Here is a 24,401-nt window from a genome sequence, read left to right as displayed (position 1 = left end):
TAAATTATGCAGCTCTTTTATCAGTAAAAATTATTGTAAATAATAAACCTTTTGATTGATCAATTTGTAAATCTGCATCCAATTGGTCAACTAAAATATGAACCAGACGCATCCCCATGCTCTGTTTTTTATCAAAATCTTTGGGCAGACCTTTACCAGTATCCGCTACTTGAAGCTCATAAGTCTTTTGTTTTTTATGTAGTCTAATGGATACCTGACCTTGCTCTTCAGGTTCGAAGGCGTATTTCAAGGCATTAGAAATTAGTTCATTGATAATCAGTCCGAGTGGCACTGCCGTGTCAACATCTAGAGAAACGTTATCAGCTTCTACCAATTGCTCAATTTGAGCTTCAGTCTTGTAACTTTTGAATAAGAAGCCACTTAGGTCATCAATGTACTCCTTCATATTAATCCTTGAAAGGTTGCCTTCGCTATACAACTTTTGATGAATGAGAGACATGGATTTGATACGACTCTGCCCTTCTTTTACAGCTACTTTAGCATCACTGTCTTTCATCTTTCTGGATTGCATACTCAGTAGACTTGAAATAACCTGAAGGTTGTTTTTGACTCGGTGGTGAATTTCTTTCAACAGTACTTCTCGTTCACTGTTCTGTTTTTCTATCTCCAATTTTTGTTGGCTCAAGAGCTTGTTGGTACGGGTCTTTTGCACGTAAGCAATTGATAGAATGGCTCCTATTAAAATAGAAAAACCTATGCCATAATAGAGCTGATTTTGTCGGTTTTCTTGTAGTGCAAGGTTGGCTCGCTGGATAGCGATGGTTTGCTCTTTCTTTTCTGTTTCATATAGCGTGTTTAAACGATTAACCTGCTCGTATTTTTCCTTGTCAAAAATGGATTCAATCATATTAGCATACCGCTTGTGATAAAAGTAGGCTGAATCGTATGACCGGGCTCTTTCATAAGTCTGAGAAAGGTATAGCAGCGCTACACGCTTGCGATCCATAAAGTTGTGTTTGGTGGCCAGTTCGAGTCCTTTTAAGGAATATTCAACGGCTTTTTCTAGTTGATTGGTGTCTTGATATATGTTGGCAATTAAGAGAATGGTGAATATTTGACTTTTGATATTGGCACTAAGTTCAGGAATATCAAGCGCTTGTTGGCATAGCTCCATAGCTTCGTCAAACCTTCCCAATTCTCGCAGGGAGTTGGCCCTATTGTGAAGTGCTCTCCCCTTGTCGTGATACATGTGAAGAGAGTCAAACAGGTCAATGGCGAGTTGATGATAGTGAATCGCACTGTCAAACTGCATGTCGCTATTGAATATTCTACCTCTATTCATATACCAATGTGCTCTGGCAGGAAAATAGGGCGAAAGTGCTAAAATTTCCTTTACTGTATTTGAATATATTTTTGCCCGTGGGTAATCATTTTGGCGCATAACAAGGTCGGCCATTTTATTGTAGGTTGTTGCAATTCCAGCATAATCCTGTAGCGGCTCATAAATTTTGATTCCTTGTAGAAAAAAGTCCATGGCTCGATCTGGAACATCATTGTTTCTATACGTTTCTCCGATCTCGACGATAAGATCGGCTTCCTTCTTTTTACTATCATTGGACCGATAATAATCAAGTGCGTGTTGAAAATGTATAAGGCTGGAGTCGTGCTGGCCAATGAGCCTTTGCTCCTGACCAAGTTGTACATGTAAACTGATTTTCAGATTATCAGACGATTGTAGACTGAGTTGTTGTTTCAGACTGTCTATTCTATTCTGTCCATTGGTTTGGTAAGGTGAAGTCCATAAAGCAAAAATTGTTGTAAACAAAAAGAATGATTGCTTGGCTAGCTTTTTAAACATGAAGGCTCCATTTTAGAAAGAATCAAGTTAAGTGCTTTCCTTAATTCTTTCAAAGCTATGATGGAGTTATTTGTAAATAATTACCACTCAAACATAATCATCAGGTTTGGAGCAAACCCTAGGGCATTTCTGTCGATCCATCGCGGAGGAGGAGGGTTTCCTCGAAATGCTCGATCGATTAGATTTTCCTGATCATATACATTTATGACAGACAACCCGAATGAAACAGACCATGGGCGTTGCTCAGTTTGGGGTATTTTGTAAGAAACCGATAAATCCAAAGAGTGTACATTAGGATAGCGCTCTGGTTGGTCGGCAAATGGATCTGGGGCTCTTGGGGATCCAGGAGGGCGATTGTCTTGTGCTCGTTCATATATTCCTCGTACATAGGCAATTTCCAGGGATTGGCCATTTAGTCCTGAACCGTATTTCCAAACCCCTGAGAACTTCCATCGGTTTTTTTGGTAGGCGCTGCCGATATAAAAGACATGCGGTTGAACGTATTTTGATTTGTAGGTGGTTTGATTGGTAGTGTCCAACGTAATTTTAGACCCTCCGTAAGAATAACCTAACCAAGCAGAAGTGGACGAGGTAATTTCCTTTCGGAGATAGGTATCAATGCCATAAAGCACATTGTCAGCCGTAAAAAAGTCGCTGGTATTGTCAAAGAATAGACTTTCATAGTAGGTGATGTTATTAGCCACTTTATAAAAGGCTTCCACATCTAATAGCCATCGGTTTTTGTTTAACATGAAGCCAGTCATGAATTGAGAACCAGAAATTACGCTTCCTTGGTCCTGAGAAGCTAATTGCCAAAGCGCATTATCAAATCCTCCAGTACCTATTTGTAAATTTCGGACTTGACTGAGAAACTGATGATAACGTCCAGCTGAGGCCTTTAAGTCAAACGATTGATTTACTGAGTAATTGGCTGAAACTCTAGGTGATAAATAAAAAGTTTGGGTTGGGCTATAAAAACTACCTCTCAAGCCCAGCTGAAGATTTATTTGTTTGCCAAACCAATGCATGTTTGCAAAAGGGGAAATAGTGTGAGCATCAACTGACTCATTTCGAACAACAGATTCCATATTTCCACTAGTTATTTGACTAGTGATATTGCTATAGTCTAGTGCGGATGACTGTAGTTGGTAGTCCACACCTAATTGAAGTTGATGAGATTGATGGTTCGTTTGAGATAACTCCAATCGTGCATTGTAATCTTGAATAGTGTTTTCTGTTTTTTGCTCGCCCATGGGCACGGGTGATTCTGTAGAATAAGTATATTGACCCAGCGTGTTTATTAAGGACCCTGTCCATTTCTGATCAATCTTAAAGCTCCATACAGTATTTACTCCATAGTTTTCAAAATCTATATGTTCATCAATTCCCGGAGGCGCATCAATTAACTCATATCTTAGGTCAGAGTCGCTATATATTCCAGATATCGTGACCTTATGCTTTTCATTGGGTTTTAATATAACCTTGGCATGGTAATCCTGGAATTTAACTCGCACGTCGGTTCCAATGTTTCCTTGATCATCGGATATTCCAGTAGCGGCGAAAACTGATTCGGTAATTGCGTCAAGCTTTGGTGATCTGATACTTGAAGGGTATGAATGCCTAGCACCCACAACTAACCCAATCTTATTGTTAGCTAATGGTGTTTTGGCATAGGCCATGGCATAAAGAGTATTCGCACCAATACCATATTGTGAATCATTGTTTATCTCTTGTTCTGAGTTAATAAAAACAGCACCACCGACTCTTCCGCCCATTCTAGGATGATATCCACTTCTAAAAACTTCTACATTATTGACCGTTTTTGGGTTGTAAGGGGAAATAGTTCCAAAATAATGACCGCGGTGGTACATCGGGATATTGTCAAAAAGAATGAGCGATTGATCAGGAGAAGTTCCTCTGATGAATAGATTTCCAGGGCGCCCATCTGGTGTAGTGATCCCTGGAAGGGCAGCCAATGAAGCAAAGATGTCGCCATCGGTTTCTCCGGGCAATAAGGGAAGATCCTTGACGTCAATCGAAATTTTCTGATTAGCCGGATCCAGATTGATACCTTTGGTAACGTAGTCTTCTACTACCACATCACTCAACAGGTAAGTTTGTGTCATTAGTGGTATGTCGAGAGTTTTTGAGTTCAACAATTGACAAACAGGAATTACCTTTTTTTCAAAACCGGGTACATAGACAATCAACGTGTCTTTCATGCTGGGTTTATATCGGAAAGTGGCCTTTTCGTCACTAAGCTTTATATCTACCGGAACGGAATTGATTAGAAAGAAAAATGGAGGTTCTATGGCTTTAGAGGCCAATGAATCTGACAGCGACAAGGCATATGTGCTTTCTGTCAATGATATGGTATAATAACTTTCACCTACTTTTTGAATCTTGATGGGTAGCTGAGATTCAGCCAAAGAGGTAAACTCAGGAAAGCTCTGGTTGGTGTCAAAATCTTGATCAATTTCAGAAAAAATGACTGGATCGTAGGAGAATTTTGCGTCCAATGTGGACTCATAATGTTTGATGGATTCCAGAAATGGCGCTTTTTGTTGCGCATATAATAGACTCATCCCAGCGCACACCAAAAGTGTGATCAATAAATATCGCATTTTCAACTTTTCTCTCTTACTCGGACAAATATAGGGTATTGTCGTCCAATCGATAAGAGATGCCCAAGGTTGGGAAGATAATTTTCAGGGATTGATCAAGATTATCCTTAGGGATAGATCCTGTAAATCGTCGGGCCAGATTAATTCCTCCAATGTCAACCTTGATGCCATAGTTGGATGATAGTTCATCTAATACTTGCTTGAGCGGTGCATTGTCAAAGGCTAAATGCCCCTGAATCCATTCCGGATAGGCTGCATCAAAGAACCTTTTGGCACTCCATAATCCTTCGAAAAACAAGCTAGATTCTCCTTTGGAGAGCTCTACAGATTCGCCCTTTGGAGCTGTAGCTTTTACACGACCTTCATAGCATACTGCATGTAGCGCTTGCTCCATTTGATAGACGGTAAATCGGGTACCAAGGACTGAGACCGTTCCTTCAGATGTAATAACGTCGAAGCTCCCTTTTTCTGGCACTTCGATGTAGGCTTTTCCTTCCAGGTTCAATATTCTTTTGCCGCTTTTCCAATCTCCTTTTTTCCATTTCACTTTGGAATTGGCACTTAAATAAAGTGTTGAGCTGCCATCTGGTAAATCTATGGTCTGTGTTTCTCCATAAGCCGTTTCATAAGTAACGGTTGTTATTGACTCATAGAGTCTAGGGCCAAGGAAAACAGCTAAGACTATGGCTGCCGCTATAGAAGCATATTTCCAAGTAGTCATTTTTACGACCTTGGCCTCTTTCTTTGAATTTAAAATTTCGTTCAGGTTGATAGTAGATGCTTCTAAACTCGGTGTCCAGGTGTCTACTTCATCTAATATTTGTTGATACTTCATGAATTCATCACGAGACAAATGCTTTTCAGCTTCATCTGCTGAGATGTCTCCATTCAGCCATTGGGCGAGAATTGCATCTTTGTCTTTGTGATTATTTTCCATGACTTTTTCGTTTGTCTGATGTTATGACGGCTAACGTTTTGGAAACCCTACCTAAATTGAAAAATGATTTAGTTCGTCTAGATTGGCTCGAATTGATTTTAAAGACGATGTGATATGTTTTTCTACTGTTTTTACCGAAATTTCCAAGGTATCTGCGATCTCCTGATTTTTCATTTTGTCTATTCTACTCATCAAAAAGACTACTCTCTGTTTTTCTGGGAGGTTTGAGACAACAGACTCTAACTGTTCTTTGAATTCATCAATCTGGTATAGAAATTCAGGGTTGGTTTCTGATTGAGCCTCTGCAGTGTCACTTCTTTTTTCAAACTTCAGTACTACTTTTTGATGAGCCGCATCATCTAAAAAGATACGGTTAGCTGTAGTGAACAGAAAGCTCTTCGCTTTGTCAAACGCTACTTTACTACAGTTGTTCCAAAGTCTGACGAAGGCTTCTTGTGCACAATCTTTTGCTTTTTCCAAACTGCCAAATCGATAGAATAAAAAATTCTGAAGAGCGGTAGCATGGGATTGATGCAAGCGAGTAAAGGACTGTTCTTCGCAAACAGAGGGTTGATCCATAGTTCTTTAGGGTATTGAATTCCAAATATAATCACCTTGAGATAGACGAAACAATCACCTTGAAAAAAATTGGAACAATCTTTGGTTCAATTGAAATCAAGTAGGGAGAGTGAAGACGATCTCGTTGTATTTATCAGAAAGGAAAATGATAGGATGAAAAGGTTAACGATAGTTTTATTTTTTGGATTAATCACTTGTTTAAACAACAGCTGGGGACAAAATCAATTAGAATTGGAAGAAGACTTAGGCCTTACGAGTACGATTGAAATTTTCCCTAACCCAGCGGTTGAGTATTTGAATATTAAGCGAATCCAGTTTGATGGACAAGCATCACGGCTGGAAATCATGGACCTTTCCGGGCGCAACGTTTATCAGGTCAATGAGACCTTCACTGAGCTTTCCATATTTGTTGGGAATTGGAAAAAAGGAATATACATGATTCATCATAAACAGGGTGATTTGGAAAGTATGTATAAAGTGGTAGTGCAATAAGACACAATTTGAGGTTATAGAAAAGTCAGCCCGTTGGTGGAATTATTTACCAAAGGCTGACTTTCTTGTTTTATTCTACTTTACTCTACTCTCAAGGACTCAATGGGATTGATTCGCGTGGCTTGAATGGTATGATACACCACCACGGCCACAGCAATGAGAAGCGTCGCAAGCCCGCTAAGAACAAATGGCAAACTGCCGATATCTACTCGATAAGCAAAATTTTCCAGCCATTGATTGATTAGGTAGAGAGTTAAAGGTACAGACAATACAATCGCGAGTATTAGCTGAATAACAAATCCCTTGATGAGTAGCTGAAATATCGAAAGTGGAGAAGCCCCCATGACTTTTCGAATGCCGATCTCTTTGATTTTACTATTGGCGACCAGCATAATCAATCCAAACAGGCCAAGGCCGGCAATAAGTATGGAGAGGATTGTGGCAATCACGATAAGCTTATTTAGACGTGCTTCGCTTTCGTACTGTCTGCTGATGCGATCATCTATGAATTCGAAGTTTGGTGCTTCGGATGGAAATGTGGTCTCCCATTCATTTTCCAAAATCTCGATGGCATCGTGTAAATTATTTCCGCTATAGGTAAATACAATTTTAGGTGAGTATGAATCCTTCACATCCGCATCCGTAACACCAGCGAATATTGGCATAATGTTTTGGACGATTACTAAAGGCTCTACTTCAGTATGTAGAGAGGAATAGTGAAAATCTTTTACAACCCCAACGATTTGATGCTCACCAAATTCAGGGCCAGGCAATTTTCCTCCAACGGGGTTTTCTAAACCAAAATATTTGGCTGCACTTTGATTGATGATTACCGACTGCCTTTTGTCTAACCCATTGCCTACTTCAAAATTTCTACCTTGTATCGGTTCAATGTTGAATGCACTCAAATATTCAGCATTGACTACCAACAAACGGAACCATTTGAAGTCATCATTATCATCATTAAATGCTACATGCGTCCAGCCATTGGAGCCGAAAAGGTGGTTGCCAATGGCTATTTTTGATATTTTGGGATGCTTTTCAAGTTTTGCTTTTAGCAACTCCCCGTTGTCCAGACCCGATTTGAGTGCATCACGGATTCCACGGCCGTTGGGGTCTATGGGCAATTCAGAAGAGATTACAGCTTTATAATCGTAGCCAAGATCTTTGTCCATCAGGAAATTGATTTGTTGGCGCATGATTAGAACTGTGCTAATTAGAAAAACTGTCACCAAGAACTGTAAAATGACGAGTCCTTTTCGCGCGGCGAGTTTTCCAGTGGACTGATTACTTCCATTGATAATATTAATGGTTTTAAAGGCAGTAATAATGAGTGCTGGGTAGGCGCCAGCGAGTAGTCCTATGGCAAGCCCAATGGCCAAATAAATTCCCGTGTGCCACCATTCGAATTGAAAGAAAATCTCTGTGCCCGTCAGGGCATTGAATGTTGGGATTAAGAAAAATGTAATTACTGTACCGATCGTCATAGCTACTACGGCCAACACCAAGCTTTCACTTAAATATTGATAGATCAAAGTACGTTTAGAAGCACCAAGTACTTTTCGCATTCCAACTTCTTTTGACCTTTTTAAAGATTGGCCTGCTGACAGGGTAGTGTAATTGACACAGGCCATGATTAATACTAGGAAGCCAATAGCACCAAGGATGATTACATATTGAGGATTGCCTACTGGCGCAGTACCTAATGGAATGTCTGGATTCAAATGAATATCCGTCAAAGGTTGAAATCCGATTTGGTATTGATCTTTTTCCAGTGGCTCATCTCCGTAGGTTACCCCTTGGCTCAAGACTACGTCTTGTGTTTTACTTTCCATAGACGAAATAGATGTGCCTTCTTTGAGAAGAACATAGGTCTCTGGTATTATATTAAACCATGAAGTATATAGTCGATCTCGGTAAATCCGACGACCATTTTCGGCAGAGATTGCCATATCAAAGCGGATACTAGACTCGACGGGAAAATCTTCAAATACTGCTGAGACAGTCAAGTCATGAATTAAGGTGTCCACTTCAACAGCTATCGTCTTGCCCATTGGGTTCTCCAACCCAAAATACTTCTCGGCATAACTTCGTGAAATAACAATGTGCTCTCTAGAAGGTAGAAAAGTAGATTTATCTCCATAAATCAGAGGAACATCGAAGACTTCTAAGAAGTCAGGGCTTACCAACGCAATGATTTCATCAATTCGATTTTCATTGCGTCCGACCAAAAAGTCATGTTCAATGTACTGAACGGACCTTTCGACTTCAGGAAAGTTATCTTCAAACAATGCTTCAAAGAGTAGTGGTGTGTGTGAATTGAAAAACTCCCGCCCATCTCCATAATCCTCTTTAACCCAGCTGCGATAGATGCGATCCTTTTTGCTGTGAAAGTGGTCGTAAGTAACTTCTTGCTTGACATAGAGCCCTAGAAGTAGAAAACAAGTAATGCCAAGGGTAAGACCCAGCAAATTGATGGCACTATTGAATTTGTCTCTCCAAAGCACCCTGATGGCGATTTTTATGTTGTTTTTTGTCATGGTAAAAAATGAGTTTTTGAGTTTTTGATTTTCTTTTAAGGCTGACCAACGAAAGGAGCGTAGTACCAGCCAGATGTAGAGATATTGAGCTTTTCTCTTCTGACCCTGAAGTAGTTTCTGTTCGAAAATCTCATAGAGGTCACCCTGCAAATCTTCGAGTAAATCTGGATGACAAAACCAGGCTAGGAACCGATCAGCCCATTTGGGCGGTTGAGGATTCATTAGATTCCAGCAAATGCCAGTTTGGGCATCTTGTTGTAAAGTGAGACTCTGAGTTCCATGGTGTCGTCCAAGACTTTTCTTCCTATCTGTGTCAAAACAAAGTATCGCTTGCGTCGACCACCGCGTTCTGCTGTAGCTCCACCCATTTCAGATTTGGTATAGCCTTTCTTTTCCAGCCTTCGCAAGACGGAATGAATGGCCGTCACATCCATTTTTCTGTTGGTGTTTTTTTTAATCTCTTCGAGAATCGCCACAGCATAAGCTTCTTGGTAGAGTGAGCCAATGGTCAGCAGTACTAATTCTTCCAGTTCACCTAAATGTTCTCCTTTCATGATTTTAGGGGTTTGTTGTACAATTATACAAGAAATAAAATAATTAGTTGCGTTTTTGTACAACAAATGTTGTAGAGCATCTTTCGCTCTTAAAAAGTGCATCATTTTTAAACGCCTTCGTCTTAGCCTATGAAACATATTTTTATAATCATGAAAAAGAAAGATTTAAAATCAGAAAATGTAAACGGATGTTGTACCACAAATGAGGCAGCTTCAAACACTAACGAGATCTGCTGTGATCAGCCATCTGATGGGTCGCTTTGCTGTGATAAAAGTGAAACAAAAGAGGTGAATGCCGCCACTACAGGTTGTTGTTAACCAAATTTTCCCGAATTAATGCTTGAGGAAAAAGGAAATCTCAAGGCAGCCCTTTTGGCCAGCGGAGTCATGGCTTTCGCTGGCCTTGGTGATGCAGTGCTATATCCAGTATTGCCTGTGTATGCCGCTTCATTAAACATTCCAGTTTTTGGAATTGGCGTTCTTTTATCTGCAAACCGCTTTGTGAGAATCATTGGAAATACCTGGGTAGCCAACCTTGTGCGTCATTTTGGAATAAAAAAGGTGCTAATGCTTTCGGGACTCTTGGGGGTAATTACAACCTCCATCTATGGATTGAGTATTGGATTGTGGTCAATGCTGGTGGCAAGAATTGTTTGGGGCTTAGCTTATTCCGGAATGAAAACCTCTACTCTGGGTATTGCTGCGCAGTTTAAATCAGGTAGAGGATTGGCCTTTGGAGCTACTCAAAGCCTGAAGTCACTGGCAGTTTTGTTTGCATTTATGTTAGGCCCGTGGCTGGTGGTCCAATTTGGAATTGGTATGGCTTTTTTGGTTCTGGCCGTGTGCAGTTTACCTGCAGTAGTATTTTCACTTTTTACCCCTGCCGTTCAGGTTGGTTCTAATCGAATTGAATTCAGAAAGACTTTTGCCCCTACGCCAATTAACCTGCTGGTGTTTGTTCTGGCCTGCACTATTGACGGTATTTTGATTGTTGGGTTGGCTCACTTGCTGAGTGTTTCTATTCATGAGACTTCCGACTTGATCGTCACAGCGGCTAGCTACATGCTTCTTTCTCGGTTGTTTATGATTGGGGTTTCTTTATTGAGTGGCTTTGTGTCCATGCGAATATCTCCGGCGATCATGTTCAACTTTTCTGTGTGGTGTTGTTTGCTTGGTCTCTTTTTGATTGCCATAGGCTTTGTCGTAGAGGGCATAGTATTTTGTTTCTTTTTTAATACAGTAGTCGTATGTTTTGCTCCTCTGGTAGCTATGCGTTCTACACAGAATCAGTTGTTGACAGTCTCTCAAGTAAGCTCATGGTGGGATTTAGGAGCGGGTGTTGGGGCCTTTGTAGGTATAGGGCTTTTGAATAGTATAGGTCAACATTACTTATTCATGATCGTTTCTGTAGTGAGCGCCTTAATTTTTTTGAATTATAAATTCCGTTATGAAAACTCAAATTGACAATTTGTATAAACCTCTTTCTCAATTTATTAAGAAAAGAATATCGAATAGGGAAGACGCTGAAGATTTGACTCAAGAGGTTTTTTACAAGTTGGTGAAATCTGATGACTCAGCCATGGGTAGCGTGAAAAGTTGGGTGTACGCCGTCGCTAAAAACACGATTGTTGATTATTACCGAAAAAAGAGAATAGCAACCAATGAGCTTGATGAGCAGGTATTCCGAGAGGAAGAACTAGCGGATGTTGTGCATGAACTGAGTAGCTGTATCGCTCCCTTTATTGATCAGCTACCAGATGAATACAGACAAGTGTTGCAGCTGTCTGAGCTGAAGCGAATTCCGCAAAAAGAAATCGCCAAACAGCTAGATATAAATTACACCACCTTACGATCTAAAATACAGAGAGGTAGAAAAAAGCTTAAAGTGTTAATATCCGAATGTTGCCATGTGGAACAAGGTGTGAAAGGTAGTATCGTACAATATAAGAAAAAGAGTTCTTGCGCAACAAAGTCTGATTAGCCACGACAAGTTAGAAGTGAGCGTTGCACTGTCAGCTAACCATTTTTTTATTCATTTTTCAAATTGTTGATACATTTGCGGCTATGAAATCAGCAGCATTTATTTTATCCTTTGTATTTGTGTTTATGTCATGCAAGGAGGAGGAAGACCAAGCGACTTATTCATGTGAATCTGTTGCGCTCAATAATTCCTTATCTTATTCGGATTTGATAGATGCTGTACCTGATGAAGTACTGACTGGATTTGTTGAGGAACCAGACGAGGAAGGTGCGCTGGGAAGAAACAAGAATGGTTATGCTCATGCACGCTTTCAGCTGGCGGCTACCCACCTGGCTAACTATGCCGTGCACTTTGAAAGCGAAGAAGCATTGAGCGAATGGGTAAAGAGTATAAATTATAGCTTTTTGTATCAGACTGAAGCTGGTGATTTTGAGTTCATAGCTCCTCCGGATGCACCTGCGGATCGTCAGCCGTTACCTGCTGATTTGGCGAGTGGAAGTTTCTTTTTTGCCTATGGGCTCGGCATAAGTCTTCATGCGTTTGAAAGTTCGGAGTGGTACCAGGGGCTGCCGGATGACCATGCTTCAAAACAAACGATTGAAGGCTTGCAAACTAATATAGAAAGTCTGTTGACCTATCTTAAGTCAAATTTAGAATTGATACAGGAATACGATCGAGCGTCACCCAATAGGTTACTCTTTGATGGTTTGGCATTTTATACTCTTGGAGCATATTTAGAGGATGCTAATGCTCAGCAAACTGGCTTGGGCTTGGCAGGCCATGCTATGACGCTACGGGAGCAAACCGCAGGATACTTTATTGAAGCTCAGGGTTGGGACTCTAGCTATAATGGTGTGGCGCTTAAGTTAGGCTTTGAATTGTATGCTTTGTTAGGTTCGGGTGTTGAATTGCATAACGTACTAAATGATGGCCTTTCTTGCTCGGCTGATTGGCAATTCTCCCGAGTGCTGGAGTCGGGTGAGATAAGTACAGAAGGAAATACCAGGGTGTATCCTGGTGGAGAGTCACTCGGAGGAAGGGAGAAGAAGGTTGATGTAGAAAAAACTGTTTACGCCTTTTACTATATGGCAGCTTTGACTAATGATCAGAGCTATGCGGAGCTGAGCCAGCAGGTTTTAGAGTATTATGCTCCATAAAAAAGCCGCCAGGAATTCTATTCTTGACGGCCAGAATCAAAAGCTTTAGGTTAATTACATTTCTTGATCGTCTTCTGCCGCATCACCGTTCACTAAATAGTCATATGCTGCGGACATGTCTCCGTAAGATTGTTGAAAGACAATCTTTCCCTCTTCATTGAAATCAAAAGATTCGTACACTTTCACAACTACGGACCTCTCTTCTGTAGAGTCAGTTGCTGACATGATCATTTTCCAATCACCATAGTATCGGACAGAGCCATCGGCTTTTTTGGTTTCTACATCTACTCCAGGTAGAAGTACGAGGTCCGTGGTCAACTCTAAGTCAAAATCAGCTAAAAACATTTTGTCCTGTTCTTTGATTTCTTTAAGACTTACTGAGTCGGGTGCTCCAAATGCCGTTCCTAGGATTACTACATCATCTGCATACCAGGCGTCATAATTTAGATTTTCGGTTTGGTAACCTTCCACATAGGCTTCTATCACTTTTGAATTTTTCTCAAATGCTTCATTCACTGCATTGTCTTGGGGCGGTTGACAGGCACCTAGTACTAACAAGGCGCAAATCGTTGAGTTTAATAGTTTCATTGGTAAATTATAAGTTTGTTATACTTCAATTTAGCTAATTAACTTTGCAATTTTGATAAACGTCCTTATACTCAGGGATTTACTGTTTTAAGTGATTCAATTTATGACTAAAAAAGCCTTACTTCTTATCGATATTCAAGATGGACTGGACCAACTCGATTTTTATGGAGGGCAGCGAAATAATTCTAATGCAGAGGTCAACTGTAGCAGATTGCTGCAGTTTTTTCGAGATAGAAATTGTCCTATTTTTCATATTAAGCACAATTCAACGAATGAAGATTCTCCTTTGCATCCCTCTAAACAAGGCAACCAGATAAAAGCAATGGTGGCTCCAGCTCACGGTGAACCTGTAATAGAAAAACAAATGAATAGCGCATTTGTGGATACAAAATTAAAAGAGCTACTTGACGAACAGGAGATTGAAGATGTGGTTATTGTAGGTCTCACCACAGAGCATTGCATTTCCAGCACAGCCCGAATGGCGGCGAATTTAGGATATCAAGTGCAGGTAGTTTCTGATGCAACTGCAGCGTTTAATAAAATTGGAATACGTGGCGAATCCTATGATGCGGAAACAATCCATTTCACTTCATTAGCTACATTAAAGGGAGAATTTGCTGAAATTATAGATACCCAAACAGTACTGGGAGAGAATTAATTGGAAAGACTCACAAAAAAGGAACTGCCTTTACCAACTTCGGATTCGAGCCAAACTTTACCTCCCAAATCCTTTACATATTTTTTTACAATGGACAATCCCAGACCAGTAGATGATTCGTTGCCTGTCGGTTCAGCACTTAGTTTTTGAAATCGCTGGAATACCAATTGCTTGTCTTCTTCTGTAAATCCAGGCCCTTGGTCACTTACAGAGAAAATGACTTGATCCTCTTTCTTTTCAACATTTAATAATACAATTGTATCTGAAGGCGAAAACTTAACGGCATTCGAAAGCAAATTCTCGAGAACCAAAAAAAGCAACATATGATCTGTTTTGAGCGTCAGATTTTGCTCTTTTTTTACTTTGATTTCAATGTTTTTATTAGTGGCAACTGGCACATATCTGGAAACCAAATCATTAACCAATTGGCTTACTTTCACATCCTCTTTCAATATTTCTTTATTGTGGCCTTCAAGTGTATGAGGATTAAGAATTTTGGTAATCATTTGATTCATGCGATTGGCGGTTGCTCCAATCTTATCTAAATAATCTTTTTGCTCTTCATCCAGCTTCTTGCTTTCATTCACCATAATTCCAGATAGCCCTAGGATGTTGTTTAGTGGAGATCTAAGATCATGTGCCAAAATGTTTACTAGGTTATTTTTATCCTCATTCAATGCTAACAACTGAGCATTTCTGTTTATTAATTGCTCATTCTTTTGTTCGATGTCCTTCTGTTGCAACTCGATTTGATCTTTTTGTGCTATGATGAGCTTCGTTGTTTTCTGGTTGTTGTAGAAAAAGTACATAATAATTACCAAGAACAGCAATACCACACCAATTCCAAGCAACAGCATACGTTTGTAAGTTTTCTCTTCTTCAAGTTTTAAGTTGGCATTCTTGATCAGGGCCAACTGTATTTCTTTTTCTTTGGTTAGGATATAGGTGCCTAGTTGTTCTCGGTCATAGGCGTTGTCAATAAATTGATATAACTCATTGCCAAGATACTTAGATATGATACTCGATATTGTGGCTTTAAAATCTTCGTCAGCAAGAAATTCATTGAATGGAACATTCCAGTCGCTAGACTGGGGCATGATAAAGCCGTAACCAATTCCTCGGATGGTGAAGAAATTCTGACGGGTAAGATCTCGGCCATTTTTGAGCCATATGAGATAAATGGGTAAATCTATGAACCCAAACATATGGTCAGATTTACTGATGTGGTCTAAAAGATTTTCATCACTATCAATATATCGAATCTCATAATTCATCTGAAGTTCCTCCTTCAATCGGATGAGATGTTTTTCATAGGTTGTGCCTTTAATGGTAACTGCCACCAGATCATTCATGAGCTCGTTTACCTGCTCTAAGTCGCGTACTATGGGGGTCCCTTGACTAGATACAAGGACACTGATATCGGGCAGATATGAGTTTGTGAATTGAACTTGTTGCTTTCTTTCTTCCGTAATGGAAAAAGCTGATACTCCGAATTTATTTGGTTTACCAGAGGAGTTTATATTGGTAAGAACATCATTGAAGCTTTCATCTTTGATCCAATTCAACTTCAACTCTATTTCATGCTTTTGAAGTAGATATTCCCTGAAAGCCTCGATTAACTCGTATTCAAGGCCAATCAATTCCTGTTTAGCATTATGCTGGACAAAGGGTCTAGAGGTAAACCATAATAAATCTAACTCTGCTTTTTTATCCTTTTGGGCCTGATCCCAGGAATCAGCCAACACACTGGGAGAAATAAATACTAAAAAGGTTAGACTCAGAAAAAATAAGCGCATAGGATAAATATGCGGAAATAACTTGGGTTTAGCAATATGATAAAGCTCATAAATGAAATCAATTTAGTATGACTTCTTGGTAATTTACTATTGAAGCTTCTTATACTTTATTCTCTTAGGCTCAACATTACCTTGACGTTTGAGGCGATTTTCTTCATAAGCCGAAAATGGCCCATCAAAGAAATATACTTGGCTGTCGCCTTCAAAAGCTAAAGTATGCGTACAAACTCTATCCAAAAACCATCTGTCGTGACTAATGATAACTGCGCAACCTGCGAAGTTTTCCAAAGCCTCTTCGAGTGCTCGGAGCGTATTTACATCTAGGTCGTTGGTCGGTTCATCTAGGAGGAGTAAGTTGGCTCCTTGTTTGAGTGTCATGGCCAGATGGACACGGTTACGCTCACCACCAGATAAAGCACTTACTTTCTTGCCTTGATCTGATCCTCCAAAGTTGAACTTGCTCACATAAGCCCGTGAATTCATTTGCTTACCGCCTAATTCAATCAACTCGTTTCCTTCGGAAATAACCTCCCAAACGGATTTATTTGGATCAAGATCATCATGCTCTTGATCTACATAAGCGATTTGCACAGTTGATCCTATGTCGAAGGTTCCACTGTCTGGTTTTTCCTTTCCGGTAATCATATTGAACAAAGTGGTCTTACCAGCCCCATTGGGTCCAACAATCCCAACAATCCCGGCTTGTGGAAGAGAAAACGTTAGATTTTCGTAAAGTAACTTGTCTCCAAAAGCTTTAGATACGCCTTCTACCTCTATTACCTTATCACCCAATCTTGGTCCTGGTGGGATGTAGAGTTCTAACTTGCTTTCTCTCTCGCTGGCATCTTGCCCGGCGAGTTTGTCATAAGCTGCTAGTCTGGCTTTGCCTTTTGCCTGTCTACCTTTTGGTGTCATGCGAACCCATTCAAGTTCTCGCTCAAGTGTCTTTTGTCTTTTGGACTCGGTTTTCTCTTCCTGAGCCAGTCTTTTTTGTTTCTGGTTCAACCAGGAAGAATAATTGCCTTTCCAAGGAATACCTTCTCCTCGGTCTAATTCTAAAATCCATCCCGCTACGTTATCAAGGAAATATCTATCGTGAGTTACAGCGATAACCGTCCCTTTATATTGATTGAGGTGCTGTTCTAACCATAAAACCGATTCTGCGTCTAGATGGTTCGTAGGTTCGTCTAATAGAAGTACATCCGGCTCTTGAAGTAGCAGACGACATAGTGCCACTCTTCTTTTTTCTCCTCCGGATAGGTTTTTTATTTCTGCATCTCCAGGCGGAGTTCTCAGGGCATCCATGGCACGTTCTAGTCTACTATCCAATTCCCAGGCATTGGAAGCGTCCAATTTCTCTTGTACTACCGCTTGGTCTTGGATCAACTTATCCATAGCGTCAGGATTGTCCAGTACTTCAGGATCTGCAAACTTGGCATTGATTTCCTCAAATTGCTGTAAAAGATCCACTATCTCTTGCACACCTTCTTCTACCACCTGCTTGACAGTTTTAGAAGGGTCTAATTGAGGTTCTTGCTCGAGTAGCCCGACACTGTACTCATTGGAAGAAACTACTTCACCTTGATATTCTTTGTCAATACCTGCAATGATTTTTAGCAGCGACGACTTTCCAGATCCATTAAGACCTAAAACACCAATTTTGGCTCCGTAAAAAAAAGAGAGGTAGATGTTTTTGAGTACTTGCTTTTGAGGTGGGTAAATCTTGTTTACTCCAGCCATTGAAAAGATGATTTTCTCGTCGCTCATGGGTAGTAATTTTTCCGACAAATATGCAAAAAATATTCTGCCTTTGGCCTGATTTTGTAAATTTGCAGCCGATTTATCAAAGAAAAGGCATTTGCCAAATATTGTGGAAATACCATTCGGTCACGTAGAAAATAATGCTCTCTTTCGATCAGCTTTTGGTCAGGTAGAGGCGCTCCAGTTAAAAGAAATCAAAGAGGATGAAATAGAAGCGGCAGTTGCTTATTTCACTACTCGATACGAAAAGCTAAAAGCTAAGCTGGATGAGATAGAAGATAAGATCAATACTCAGAGTAACAAAGGTTCTTTTTTATCTAGTCTTCAGAACATAGAGGACTCCATACCTTCACACGATGGTTTAGGAGATTATCAACTTTTGCTAGATAGAATAGTCCCATTGAAGTCATTACTAGAGGACTATGTGCAGAAGAATCGAGCTAAAAACACAGACATTAAGCAAGCCTTGCTTTTAGAACTGGATGCTATCTTATCGAACAATGACCAAGAAGAGGCGTTCGAACAAATCAAAGATTTGAAATCCAGGTGGTTGAAGACAGGTAGTGCTGATCAGTCTGTGAGGGCTGAATTAGAAGAAAAGTTTAAATCAGGAGTAGATGGCTTCTTCGAAAAAAGAAACGCCTTCACAGAGGATAAGAAACTATTGGTCAAAGCTCGGATTGATGCGTATCAATCAATTATTTCTGAGATCAAATCCTTCATTGAGAAAAAAGAATTTCAGTCTAGTGTGGATAGGGTGAAAGAACTTCAGAAAGAGTGGAAGGAAGTAGGGCGAATCCCTGAAAAAGAATACAAAACAATCAACGATACGTATTGGAAGGTTACTCAAGATTATTTTGATAAGCAGAAGAAAAGAAGGAGCTCAGACCGTAAGCTCAAAGCAAAGGACGAAAAGCAAAGCCTAAAATCAAAGCAAGAAATTCTTGCTGAGTTGAAAACACTTGTTGGAAATGCATTTGGTAGCGATGTGCAGGCTTTTGAGGCTTTGAAGGCAAAATGGAAAAATAGTGGACATGTTTCAAAGAAAGCCCATCCAGAAGTTCACGAATCATTTATACAGCTTTCCAGAGAGTGGCAGGAGAGACAATTTGTTTGGAACCTGACTCACAAAAAGAATAAAGGGTTTGCTAAGAAGGATCAGAAAAGTCAGTTGAAGGATTTGACAAGGGTGATTCGAGACCTCTTGCATAGAGACGAAACTGAACTCAAATCTTTTAATGAGAACATGGGAAATATGCATATCAACAAAGGCTCTTTTGTAGATATGCTCAACGACAAGCTTAAAACCCAACAGGAAAAAGTAGCGCTGAAAAAAAATCTCTTGAAAGAATGTCAGGAGAAAATAAAACAACTCTAATGTCCGTTGCGTTAGGAGTTCAAAAAAAACATCAGAATCATTTTAAGATCAGTTGTATTTTTTTTTGATACAGATTATATTCAGTTAAAATAAATTTTGAGATAAGGGAGTCAATAGTTTGATTATTGGTTGAAAAATTTATTTTTGCACGATTATATAAAACACCAGAATTAAAGGAAGTAAATTATGTATTGGACATTAGAATTAGCATCGTATTTGGAGGACGCACCTTGGCCGGCTTCAAAAGATGAATTGATTGATTATTCCATTCGATCAGGGGCTCCTTTGGAAGTGGTAGAAAACTTGCAAGAGTTAGAGGAAGATGGACATCCCTTTGAGACGATTGAAGAAATTTGGCCAGATTATCCTACCAAAGAAGACTTCTTCTTTAACGAAGACGAGTACTAGATACTCGCTGCCAATTACAGCAATAAGAAATTAAGCCTGGCTTTCTTCGAAAGGTCAGGCCTTTTATTTTCTCAGCTTTAGTATTGATTCGGCAATAATTAGATCTTCAGGTGTGGTGATCTTCAGGTTGTCATAACTCCCTTCCACCAACTCTACCTTTTCTCCAAAAGCTTCTATCACACTAGCGTCATCGGTAAACTGATTGGTCTGACTTTGATCAAAGGCTTTTTTTATTAAGCCAACATTAAAGGTTTGTGGAGTTTGGACTGAATAAAATTGACTACGATCGACGGCAAGACTTTTACCATCTTTCATTTGCCTGATGGAGTCTTTTGCTTGAACCGCCGCAACTCCATTCCCCGTTTTTTTTGCTTGATTCACCGTTCGTTTGATTACCTCTGTAGAAATCAGCGGACGTGCACCATCATGTATGGCTACTATACCTTCTCCTTTAATTTCATTGAGTCCATTTTGAACTGAGTCGAACCGAGTGGCTCCACCCAAGGTAATTTGATGTGCAATATTAAATTGAAGTAAGCTTACTAACTTCTGCCACGTATCTATGTGATCGGCTGGTAATACTAAAATGATGTGCATGTCAAGGCCACAATCCGCAAAGGCCTCCAAAGTATGCATCAGGACCGGTTTGCCAGCAAGCTCTAGAAACTGCTTGGGCTGATTGGATTGCATTCGGCTACCAGAGCCCCCAGCTACGATCACAGCGTAATTTTTCATTGCAACAATATTAGGTGATTCTATAAAACAAAAAAACTCCGAAGGTATCTTCGGAGTTTTTCATTCTATGATTTTTTTAAACTTATTAGATAATCAGCATGGCATCTCCATAGCTGAAAAATCTATACTTCTCCTTAATAGCCACTTGGTAAGCTTCCATAATCAAATCAAATCCACCGAATGCCGCTGCATTCATGAGTAGTGTGGATTCTGGCAAATGGAAGTTGGTAACTAATGACTTTACGATTTTAAAGTCGTAAGGAGGAAAGATGAATTTGTCGGTCCAACCTTCATTCGCTTTGAGTCTGCCATTGGCGGATACGGAAGATTCTAGTGCTCTTAGAACGGTGGTTCCTATTGCGCAAACCTTTTTCTTATCATCCAAGACTTTGTTGACCAATGTAGCCGTGTCTTCTGGAACGATGTAGTTTTCAGAATCCATTTTGTGCTTGGTCAAATCTTCAACATCCACAGGTCTAAAAGTTCCTAAACCCAAGTGTAATGTAATAGCCTTGGTATCCACACCTTGCAGCTCCAGTCTCTTTAGCATTTGTCTGGTGAAGTGAATGCCTGCAGTAGGGGCAGCTACGGCACCAACTTTATCAGCATAGATTGTTTGAAATCTTTCTCTATCTTCTGGCTCAGTTTTTCTAGCGATTTCTTTTGGTAACGGTGTTTCTCCTAACTCGTCAATCGACTTGTAGAATTCCTCATCCGTTCCGTCAAAAAGGAATCTGATGGTCCTTCCTCTCGAAGTTGTGTTGTCGATTACTTCTGCAACCAAATCACCTTCTCCAAAATACAATTTGTTGCCTACTCTAATTTTTCTAGCAGGGTCTACCAACACATCCCAAAGGTGAAGTTCTTTGTTGAGTTCTCTCAGTAGAAAAACCTCAATTTTAGCTCCTGTCTTTTCCTTGTTGCCATATAATCTGGCAGGAAATACCTTGGTGTCGTTGAGGATTACACTATCACCCTCATCTAAATAACTGATTAAATCTTTGAATACTTTATGCTCGATCTCCCCAGTATCCTTATGCACGACCATCAATCGAGACTCGTCACGGTTTTCGGTAGGATAAAGCGCTAGCAATCCTGGTGGGAGGTCAAATTTGAATTCTGATAATTTCATCTGTTTGTATTTTATTTAATCAGTACATGAAACACGCCAGTACGATTTGTTGCACTCGTGGTTTGCTTCATCTAAATCTGTTTTTTGGAATGGATTCTGAATTGAATAAATGGTTGAAAAAGGAAGTTTAAAATATTCAATTGCATTCATGTAATAAAAGTAACGATTGTACGACCAATACGTCAAAATAAGAGGGCAAAATTAGTAAATTGTTCTGATAAATATTGCTCGTAAATAAATTTATTATAAGATGTTGATTTTCCGGTTGATTTGGGAGAGTTTCAGGTTTGCTTTCAATGCCCTCAAGATGAATATGATGAGGACGGTCTTGTCATTCCTTGGGGTTACGATTGGTATTTTTGCAATTATTTCGGTTTTTACCTTGGTGGATTCCCTGCAGCGAAACATCAATAACAGTCTCAATTTTTTAGGCGCTGATAATATCATCCTTGAAAAGTGGCCTTACCAGTTTGGGGGTAAATTCTACCCTTGGTGGAAGTATTACCAAAGACCGAATCCAGATTATGAGGAATTCAAGTATTTGCAAGCAAACCTGGTAAATCATGATGGAATAGCTATTTATGCCTACAAATCGAATATTACCGCTAAGCAAGGAAGCAGTAGTAGTTCGGGGTTAAATATGATTGGTGTGTCTTATGGCTACAAAGATATAAATGACCTGCAACTGCAAGCCGGACGATACTTTAGTATTCAGGAAACCGAGAATGCAAGTAATGTCGCGCTTATTGGTCAGCGTTCTGCAAGCGAACTTTTTCCGTTTCAATCGGCACTAGGTAAAGAAGTAAAAGTCAAGGGTACTAAGTTTAGAGTGATAGGGGTGATAGAAGAAGAAGGAGAAGCCTTGTTAGATACACCTAGTAATGATGATAATATCTTGATTCCCTATAAAACCCTTAGTAAATTCTATTTAGTGAGTAAGCACAAAGGTTTGGGTTCGTCTATTAATATCAAAGGAATGGCGGATGACCCTGGTCAAGAACGACTGGAAGGAGAACTCACTGGATTGGTGCGTAAGAAGAGAGGCCTTAAGCCGAAAGAGGATAACAGCTTTGCTATGAATCGGCCAGAGGCGTTTGCTACTTTCTTGAGTCAGATTTTTGGTGTGTTGAATGTAGCTGGCTGGATCATTGGTAGTTTTTCTATTCTGGTGGGTGGCTTTGGGATTGCCAACATCATGTTTGTATCCGTTCGTGAGCGAACGAATATAATAGGCATTCAGAAGTCACTAGGAGCAAAAAATAACTTCATTCTTTATCAGTTTTTGTTTGAGTCTATTTTCCTAAGCCTGTTTGGGGGAATGTTCGGTATTTTTTTGGTTTACCTATTGACGTTTTTAGACTTGGGCAGTCTGGAGCTTATTATGAATTTGAAAAATATAGCAATAGGACTGAGTGTCTCGGTGGTGATCGGAGTAATATCAGGAATTGTTCCTGCTGGTATGGCAGCCAAAATGGATCCGGTTATAGCCATAAGGTCATAAAAAAAGTCCCGATTCATCGGGACTTTGAAATTTTCCAGGATTTTATGAAATCTTTAGTTTTAAATAGCTGATTTCAATTTTTTAATTTTTCCCGTAAGCTTTCTTAATTTTCTGCAGCCACACTGTCAACAGCCTCTACGGCTTCAGTAGCTAAAGAGTCCACTGCTTCCATTGCTTCTTCAGCCATGTCAGTAGTTTCTTCCACTGCTTCTTCTACAGCTTCAGTAGCTTCTTCCATTGGAGCCTCTTCTGTGCTTTCAGATGAGCTTTTAGAGCCACATCCTACTACAAACAAAAAACTCATTGCCGCAGCAATCAAACTAAGGTTTCTTAAAAACTTCATAAATACGAATTGGTTTAGTGAAACTTGAAGCTAGAACGTAATTTTCACTTTACCAAGAAAAAATGTTAATGTTTGTTAACGGTTTGACTCAACATGCTGATTTGCAGTGATTTGTGAGTCAGTCGTTGAATTGGTTCATTGTTCTGGAAATTCCAATCGTGCAAAAAGAAAGTACCATATCACAGGCTTTGTCCATGTCGAATGGCAGGTTTTCTAGTTGCTCTTTTGAGAATTGACTCAATACATAATCGACCTGTTGCCCTTTATGGAAATCATTGCCTATGCCAAATTTTAAACGAGCATAATTGTTGCCGCCGGTTTGCTCGTCAATATTTTTCAAGCCATTGTGGCCAGCGTTACTTCCTTTGGCTCTCATACGAAGATTGCCATGAGGAAGAGCTATGTCATCTGTAATTACTAGTATATTCTCCTTGGTTACTTTAAGGTCTTGCATCCAAAAGTTAACAGCCTTGCCACTAAGATTCATGTAGGTCGTAGGTTTGATCAAGTGGATGGTTCTTCCTTTGTATTTGAATTCACATTTGTTGGCCAGTTTGGTGTGTTCGAATTTCGCACCCTGGGCCTCTGCCAATCGGTCTAAAACCAAGAAGCCAATATTGTGACGAGTGAGTTCATACTCTGGGCCAATATTGCCAAGGCCTGCTATGAGATATTTCATTCGTTTGTTTTTAGGAGAAAATTAATACTTATAAAAATTAGTCAAAAAAAAATCCTACTCGAAGAGCAGGATTTTTGAAATTTTGTTTTCAGTAGCTTATTCAGCTGCAGGTGCCTCAGCTCCTTCTGCTGCCTCTTCGCCTTCAGCTCCTTCTTCACCTTCGCCTTCTAATTCGTCAGCTGACTTGCCTCTCAATGCTCTAGGTACTTCTACCACTGCAATTGATGCTTGTGGAGTATCCAAGATTTCAAAGTTGTCAGTAATTACGTCACTTACTTTGATGGCTTTACCGAAATCAAGCTCTGTAATATCAAGGTCGATATGCTCAGGCATGTTTTTAGGCAAGGCTTTGATAGACAATGATCTTCTTTTGTGGATCAAAGTACCACCGTTAGATACACCTTTAGATACACCTGTCAAGTGAACTGGAATATCCATTTTGATAGTCTTGCCAGTGAACCACTGCAAGAAGTCAACGTGTACAATCATTTCACTTACTGGGTGAAATTGAATGTCCTGCATGATACAGTCATACTCAGCTCCTTCAACGTTCACTTTTACAAAGTGTGCTTCAGAAGTATAAACCAATTCTCTGAAAAGAATTGCTGGTGCGTAGAAGTGAATTTGTTCTTCGCCACCGTAAATTACACATGGTACATGGCCTTCGGCACGAAGATTTTTCGCTTCAGTTTTGCCGAGATTCGCTCTTTTATACCCTACAATCTCTATAGTTTTCATA

Annotated in this window: 23 protein-coding genes; 9 read left to right on the top strand and 14 right to left on the bottom strand. The window is 39.9% G+C overall.

Translation table 11 applies throughout. The annotated features are described in order from the left end of the window. Nucleotides 1-4: 4 nt before the first annotated feature. From ACO6S2_RS18730 to ACO6S2_RS18715, 4 genes are all read right to left on the bottom strand, one after another. Nucleotides 5-1,819: a histidine kinase dimerization/phosphoacceptor domain -containing protein gene (locus ACO6S2_RS18730; RefSeq protein ID WP_422360089.1), complete on the bottom strand. Its 1,815-nt coding sequence runs from the start codon at nucleotides 1,817-1,819 to the stop codon at nucleotides 5-7. A gap of 80 nt (nucleotides 1,820-1,899) precedes the next feature. Then, nucleotides 1,900-4,443 carry a TonB-dependent receptor plug domain-containing protein gene (locus tag ACO6S2_RS18725; protein WP_422360088.1) on the bottom strand — a complete coding sequence of 848 codons (2,544 nt, stop codon included), beginning with the start codon at nucleotides 4,441-4,443 and terminating at the stop codon, nucleotides 1,900-1,902. Nucleotides 4,444-4,459: 16 nt separating this feature from the next. Further along, entirely contained in the window at nucleotides 4,460-5,380 is a 921-nt protein-coding gene (locus ACO6S2_RS18720; protein ID WP_422360087.1) for a FecR family protein, read from the bottom strand. Between the two features lie 51 nt (nucleotides 5,381-5,431). Then, nucleotides 5,432-5,959, bottom strand: coding sequence for an RNA polymerase sigma factor (locus ACO6S2_RS18715; RefSeq protein ID WP_422360086.1), 528 nt, complete (start codon nucleotides 5,957-5,959; stop codon nucleotides 5,432-5,434). A gap of 153 nt (nucleotides 5,960-6,112) precedes the next feature. Between ACO6S2_RS18715 and ACO6S2_RS18710 the strand changes: the two genes are divergently transcribed. Continuing rightward, nucleotides 6,113-6,451, top strand: coding sequence for a T9SS type A sorting domain-containing protein (locus tag ACO6S2_RS18710; RefSeq protein WP_422360085.1), 339 nt, complete (start codon nucleotides 6,113-6,115; stop codon nucleotides 6,449-6,451). Nucleotides 6,452-6,531: 80 nt separating this feature from the next. Here the strand turns inward: ACO6S2_RS18710 and ACO6S2_RS18705 are convergent, their stop codons facing one another. Next, nucleotides 6,532-9,213 (bottom strand): ABC transporter permease, encoded by a 2,682-nt coding sequence (locus tag ACO6S2_RS18705; RefSeq protein WP_422360084.1) that lies wholly within the window; start codon nucleotides 9,211-9,213, stop codon nucleotides 6,532-6,534. Beyond that, a complete protein-coding gene (locus tag ACO6S2_RS18700; RefSeq protein WP_422360083.1) occupies nucleotides 9,213-9,545 on the bottom strand; it encodes a PadR family transcriptional regulator in 333 nt (110 codons plus the stop codon). Before ACO6S2_RS18700 ends, ACO6S2_RS18705 begins: the two co-directional genes overlap by 1 nt. Nucleotides 9,546-9,695: 150 nt before the next feature. Between ACO6S2_RS18700 and ACO6S2_RS18695 the strand changes: the two genes are divergently transcribed. The 4 genes from ACO6S2_RS18695 to ACO6S2_RS18680 all read left to right on the top strand — a co-directional run bounded on the left by ACO6S2_RS18695 (nucleotide 9,696) and on the right by ACO6S2_RS18680 (nucleotide 12,683). Next, complete coding sequence (locus tag ACO6S2_RS18695; RefSeq protein WP_422360082.1) at nucleotides 9,696-9,863, top strand: hypothetical protein; 168 nt, start codon at nucleotides 9,696-9,698, stop codon at nucleotides 9,861-9,863. A gap of 18 nt (nucleotides 9,864-9,881) precedes the next feature. Beyond that, entirely contained in the window at nucleotides 9,882-11,009 is a 1,128-nt protein-coding gene (locus tag ACO6S2_RS18690) for an MFS transporter (protein WP_422360081.1), read from the top strand. Next, the gene (locus ACO6S2_RS18685) at nucleotides 10,993-11,526 is read left to right on the top strand and encodes a sigma-70 family RNA polymerase sigma factor (protein ID WP_422360080.1); all 534 of its coding nucleotides are present in this window, start codon (nucleotides 10,993-10,995) and stop codon (nucleotides 11,524-11,526) included. Before ACO6S2_RS18690 ends, ACO6S2_RS18685 begins: the two co-directional genes overlap by 17 nt. Nucleotides 11,527-11,609: 83 nt before the next feature. Beyond that, a complete protein-coding gene (locus tag ACO6S2_RS18680) occupies nucleotides 11,610-12,683 on the top strand; it encodes a hypothetical protein (protein WP_422360079.1) in 1,074 nt (357 codons plus the stop codon). A 54-nt stretch (nucleotides 12,684-12,737) separates the two neighbouring features. Here ACO6S2_RS18680 and ACO6S2_RS18675 read toward each other — a convergent pair whose 3' ends face one another. After that, complete coding sequence (locus ACO6S2_RS18675) at nucleotides 12,738-13,271, bottom strand: hypothetical protein (RefSeq protein ID WP_422360078.1); 534 nt, start codon at nucleotides 13,269-13,271, stop codon at nucleotides 12,738-12,740. Nucleotides 13,272-13,374: 103 nt separating this feature from the next. Between ACO6S2_RS18675 and ACO6S2_RS18670 the strand changes: the two genes are divergently transcribed. Continuing rightward, the gene (locus tag ACO6S2_RS18670; RefSeq protein ID WP_422360077.1) at nucleotides 13,375-13,929 is read left to right on the top strand and encodes a cysteine hydrolase family protein; all 555 of its coding nucleotides are present in this window, start codon (nucleotides 13,375-13,377) and stop codon (nucleotides 13,927-13,929) included. Here ACO6S2_RS18670 and ACO6S2_RS18665 read toward each other — a convergent pair. Both ACO6S2_RS18665 and ettA read right to left on the bottom strand, forming a co-directional pair. Next, nucleotides 13,926-15,725 (bottom strand): ATP-binding protein, encoded by a 1,800-nt coding sequence (locus ACO6S2_RS18665; protein WP_422360076.1) that lies wholly within the window; start codon nucleotides 15,723-15,725, stop codon nucleotides 13,926-13,928. The genes ACO6S2_RS18670 and ACO6S2_RS18665 overlap by 4 nt on opposite strands. A gap of 87 nt (nucleotides 15,726-15,812) precedes the next feature. After that, complete coding sequence (gene ettA, locus ACO6S2_RS18660) at nucleotides 15,813-17,492, bottom strand: energy-dependent translational throttle protein EttA (RefSeq protein WP_422360075.1); 1,680 nt, start codon at nucleotides 17,490-17,492, stop codon at nucleotides 15,813-15,815. Between the two features lie 103 nt (nucleotides 17,493-17,595). On the opposite strand from ettA, the gene ACO6S2_RS18655 reads away from it, so the two are divergent. Continuing rightward, nucleotides 17,596-18,864 carry a DUF349 domain-containing protein gene (locus ACO6S2_RS18655; RefSeq protein WP_422360074.1) on the top strand — a complete coding sequence of 423 codons (1,269 nt, stop codon included), beginning with the start codon at nucleotides 17,596-17,598 and terminating at the stop codon, nucleotides 18,862-18,864. A gap of 186 nt (nucleotides 18,865-19,050) precedes the next feature. Next, nucleotides 19,051-19,272 carry a DUF2795 domain-containing protein gene (locus ACO6S2_RS18650; protein WP_318170627.1) on the top strand — a complete coding sequence of 74 codons (222 nt, stop codon included), beginning with the start codon at nucleotides 19,051-19,053 and terminating at the stop codon, nucleotides 19,270-19,272. Nucleotides 19,273-19,335: 63 nt separating this feature from the next. On the opposite strand, the gene ACO6S2_RS18645 is transcribed toward ACO6S2_RS18650, so the two are convergent. Together ACO6S2_RS18645 and queA are read right to left on the bottom strand one after the other, a co-directional pair. Beyond that, nucleotides 19,336-20,007 (bottom strand): 2-C-methyl-D-erythritol 4-phosphate cytidylyltransferase, encoded by a 672-nt coding sequence (locus tag ACO6S2_RS18645; protein WP_422360073.1) that lies wholly within the window; start codon nucleotides 20,005-20,007, stop codon nucleotides 19,336-19,338. An 85-nt stretch (nucleotides 20,008-20,092) separates the two neighbouring features. Beyond that, nucleotides 20,093-21,139: a tRNA preQ1(34) S-adenosylmethionine ribosyltransferase-isomerase QueA gene (queA, locus tag ACO6S2_RS18640; protein ID WP_318170629.1), complete on the bottom strand. Its 1,047-nt coding sequence runs from the start codon at nucleotides 21,137-21,139 to the stop codon at nucleotides 20,093-20,095. Nucleotides 21,140-21,446: 307 nt separating this feature from the next. Here queA and ACO6S2_RS18635 point away from each other — a divergent pair, with 307 nt between their 5' ends. Beyond that, nucleotides 21,447-22,640: an ABC transporter permease gene (locus tag ACO6S2_RS18635; RefSeq protein WP_422360072.1), complete on the top strand. Its 1,194-nt coding sequence runs from the start codon at nucleotides 21,447-21,449 to the stop codon at nucleotides 22,638-22,640. Nucleotides 22,641-22,743: 103 nt separating this feature from the next. On the opposite strand, the gene ACO6S2_RS18630 is transcribed toward ACO6S2_RS18635, so the two are convergent. From ACO6S2_RS18630 to ACO6S2_RS18620, 3 genes are all read right to left on the bottom strand, one after another. Further along, nucleotides 22,744-22,983, bottom strand: coding sequence for a hypothetical protein (locus tag ACO6S2_RS18630; RefSeq protein WP_422360071.1), 240 nt, complete (start codon nucleotides 22,981-22,983; stop codon nucleotides 22,744-22,746). A 118-nt stretch (nucleotides 22,984-23,101) separates the two neighbouring features. Beyond that, nucleotides 23,102-23,662, bottom strand: a complete 561-nt coding sequence (gene pth / locus ACO6S2_RS18625) for an aminoacyl-tRNA hydrolase (protein ID WP_422360070.1) — start codon at nucleotides 23,660-23,662, stop codon at nucleotides 23,102-23,104. A 96-nt stretch (nucleotides 23,663-23,758) separates the two neighbouring features. Continuing rightward, nucleotides 23,759-24,400 (bottom strand): 50S ribosomal protein L25/general stress protein Ctc, encoded by a 642-nt coding sequence (locus ACO6S2_RS18620; protein WP_422360069.1) that lies wholly within the window; start codon nucleotides 24,398-24,400, stop codon nucleotides 23,759-23,761. Nucleotide 24,401 lies beyond the last annotated feature (1 nt).

This window comes from Reichenbachiella sp., from assembly GCF_965233835.1.
Taxonomy (GTDB): domain Bacteria; phylum Bacteroidota; class Bacteroidia; order Cytophagales; family Cyclobacteriaceae; genus Reichenbachiella.
This window is presented reverse-complemented; position numbering and strand designations above follow the sequence as displayed.

Coding starts and splice junctions, on each gene's coding strand:
- ACO6S2_RS18730 (WP_422360089.1), bottom strand. CDS start 1,819: ATGTTTAAAAAGCTAGCCAAGCAATCATTCTTTTTGTTTACAACAATT.
- ACO6S2_RS18690 (WP_422360081.1), top strand. CDS start 9,882: ATGCTTGAGGAAAAAGGAAATCTCAAGGCAGCCCTTTTGGCCAGCGGA.
- ACO6S2_RS18635 (WP_422360072.1), top strand. CDS start 21,447: ATGAATATGATGAGGACGGTCTTGTCATTCCTTGGGGTTACGATTGGT.
- ACO6S2_RS18650 (WP_318170627.1), top strand. CDS start 19,051: ATGTATTGGACATTAGAATTAGCATCGTATTTGGAGGACGCACCTTGG.
- ACO6S2_RS18705 (WP_422360084.1), bottom strand. CDS start 9,213: ATGAATCCTCAACCGCCCAAATGGGCTGATCGGTTCCTAGCCTGGTTT.
- ACO6S2_RS18720 (WP_422360087.1), bottom strand. CDS start 5,380: ATGGAAAATAATCACAAAGACAAAGATGCAATTCTCGCCCAATGGCTG.
- ACO6S2_RS18670 (WP_422360077.1), top strand. CDS start 13,375: ATGACTAAAAAAGCCTTACTTCTTATCGATATTCAAGATGGACTGGAC.
- ACO6S2_RS18725 (WP_422360088.1), bottom strand. CDS start 4,443: ATGCGATATTTATTGATCACACTTTTGGTGTGCGCTGGGATGAGTCTA.
- queA (WP_318170629.1), bottom strand. CDS start 21,139: ATGAAATTATCAGAATTCAAATTTGACCTCCCACCAGGATTGCTAGCG.
- ACO6S2_RS18700 (WP_422360083.1), bottom strand. CDS start 9,545: ATGAAAGGAGAACATTTAGGTGAACTGGAAGAATTAGTACTGCTGACC.
- ACO6S2_RS18710 (WP_422360085.1), top strand. CDS start 6,113: ATGAAAAGGTTAACGATAGTTTTATTTTTTGGATTAATCACTTGTTTA.
- ACO6S2_RS18630 (WP_422360071.1), bottom strand. CDS start 22,983: ATGAAGTTTTTAAGAAACCTTAGTTTGATTGCTGCGGCAATGAGTTTT.
- ACO6S2_RS18695 (WP_422360082.1), top strand. CDS start 9,696: ATGAAAAAGAAAGATTTAAAATCAGAAAATGTAAACGGATGTTGTACC.
- ACO6S2_RS18620 (WP_422360069.1), bottom strand. CDS start 24,400: ATGAAAACTATAGAGATTGTAGGGTATAAAAGAGCGAATCTCGGCAAA.
- ettA (WP_422360075.1), bottom strand. CDS start 17,492: ATGAGCGACGAGAAAATCATCTTTTCAATGGCTGGAGTAAACAAGATT.
- ACO6S2_RS18665 (WP_422360076.1), bottom strand. CDS start 15,725: ATGCGCTTATTTTTTCTGAGTCTAACCTTTTTAGTATTTATTTCTCCC.
- ACO6S2_RS18645 (WP_422360073.1), bottom strand. CDS start 20,007: ATGAAAAATTACGCTGTGATCGTAGCTGGGGGCTCTGGTAGCCGAATG.
- pth (WP_422360070.1), bottom strand. CDS start 23,662: ATGAAATATCTCATAGCAGGCCTTGGCAATATTGGCCCAGAGTATGAA.
- ACO6S2_RS18680 (WP_422360079.1), top strand. CDS start 11,610: ATGAAATCAGCAGCATTTATTTTATCCTTTGTATTTGTGTTTATGTCA.
- ACO6S2_RS18685 (WP_422360080.1), top strand. CDS start 10,993: ATGAAAACTCAAATTGACAATTTGTATAAACCTCTTTCTCAATTTATT.
- ACO6S2_RS18715 (WP_422360086.1), bottom strand. CDS start 5,959: ATGGATCAACCCTCTGTTTGCGAAGAACAGTCCTTTACTCGCTTGCAT.
- ACO6S2_RS18675 (WP_422360078.1), bottom strand. CDS start 13,271: ATGAAACTATTAAACTCAACGATTTGCGCCTTGTTAGTACTAGGTGCC.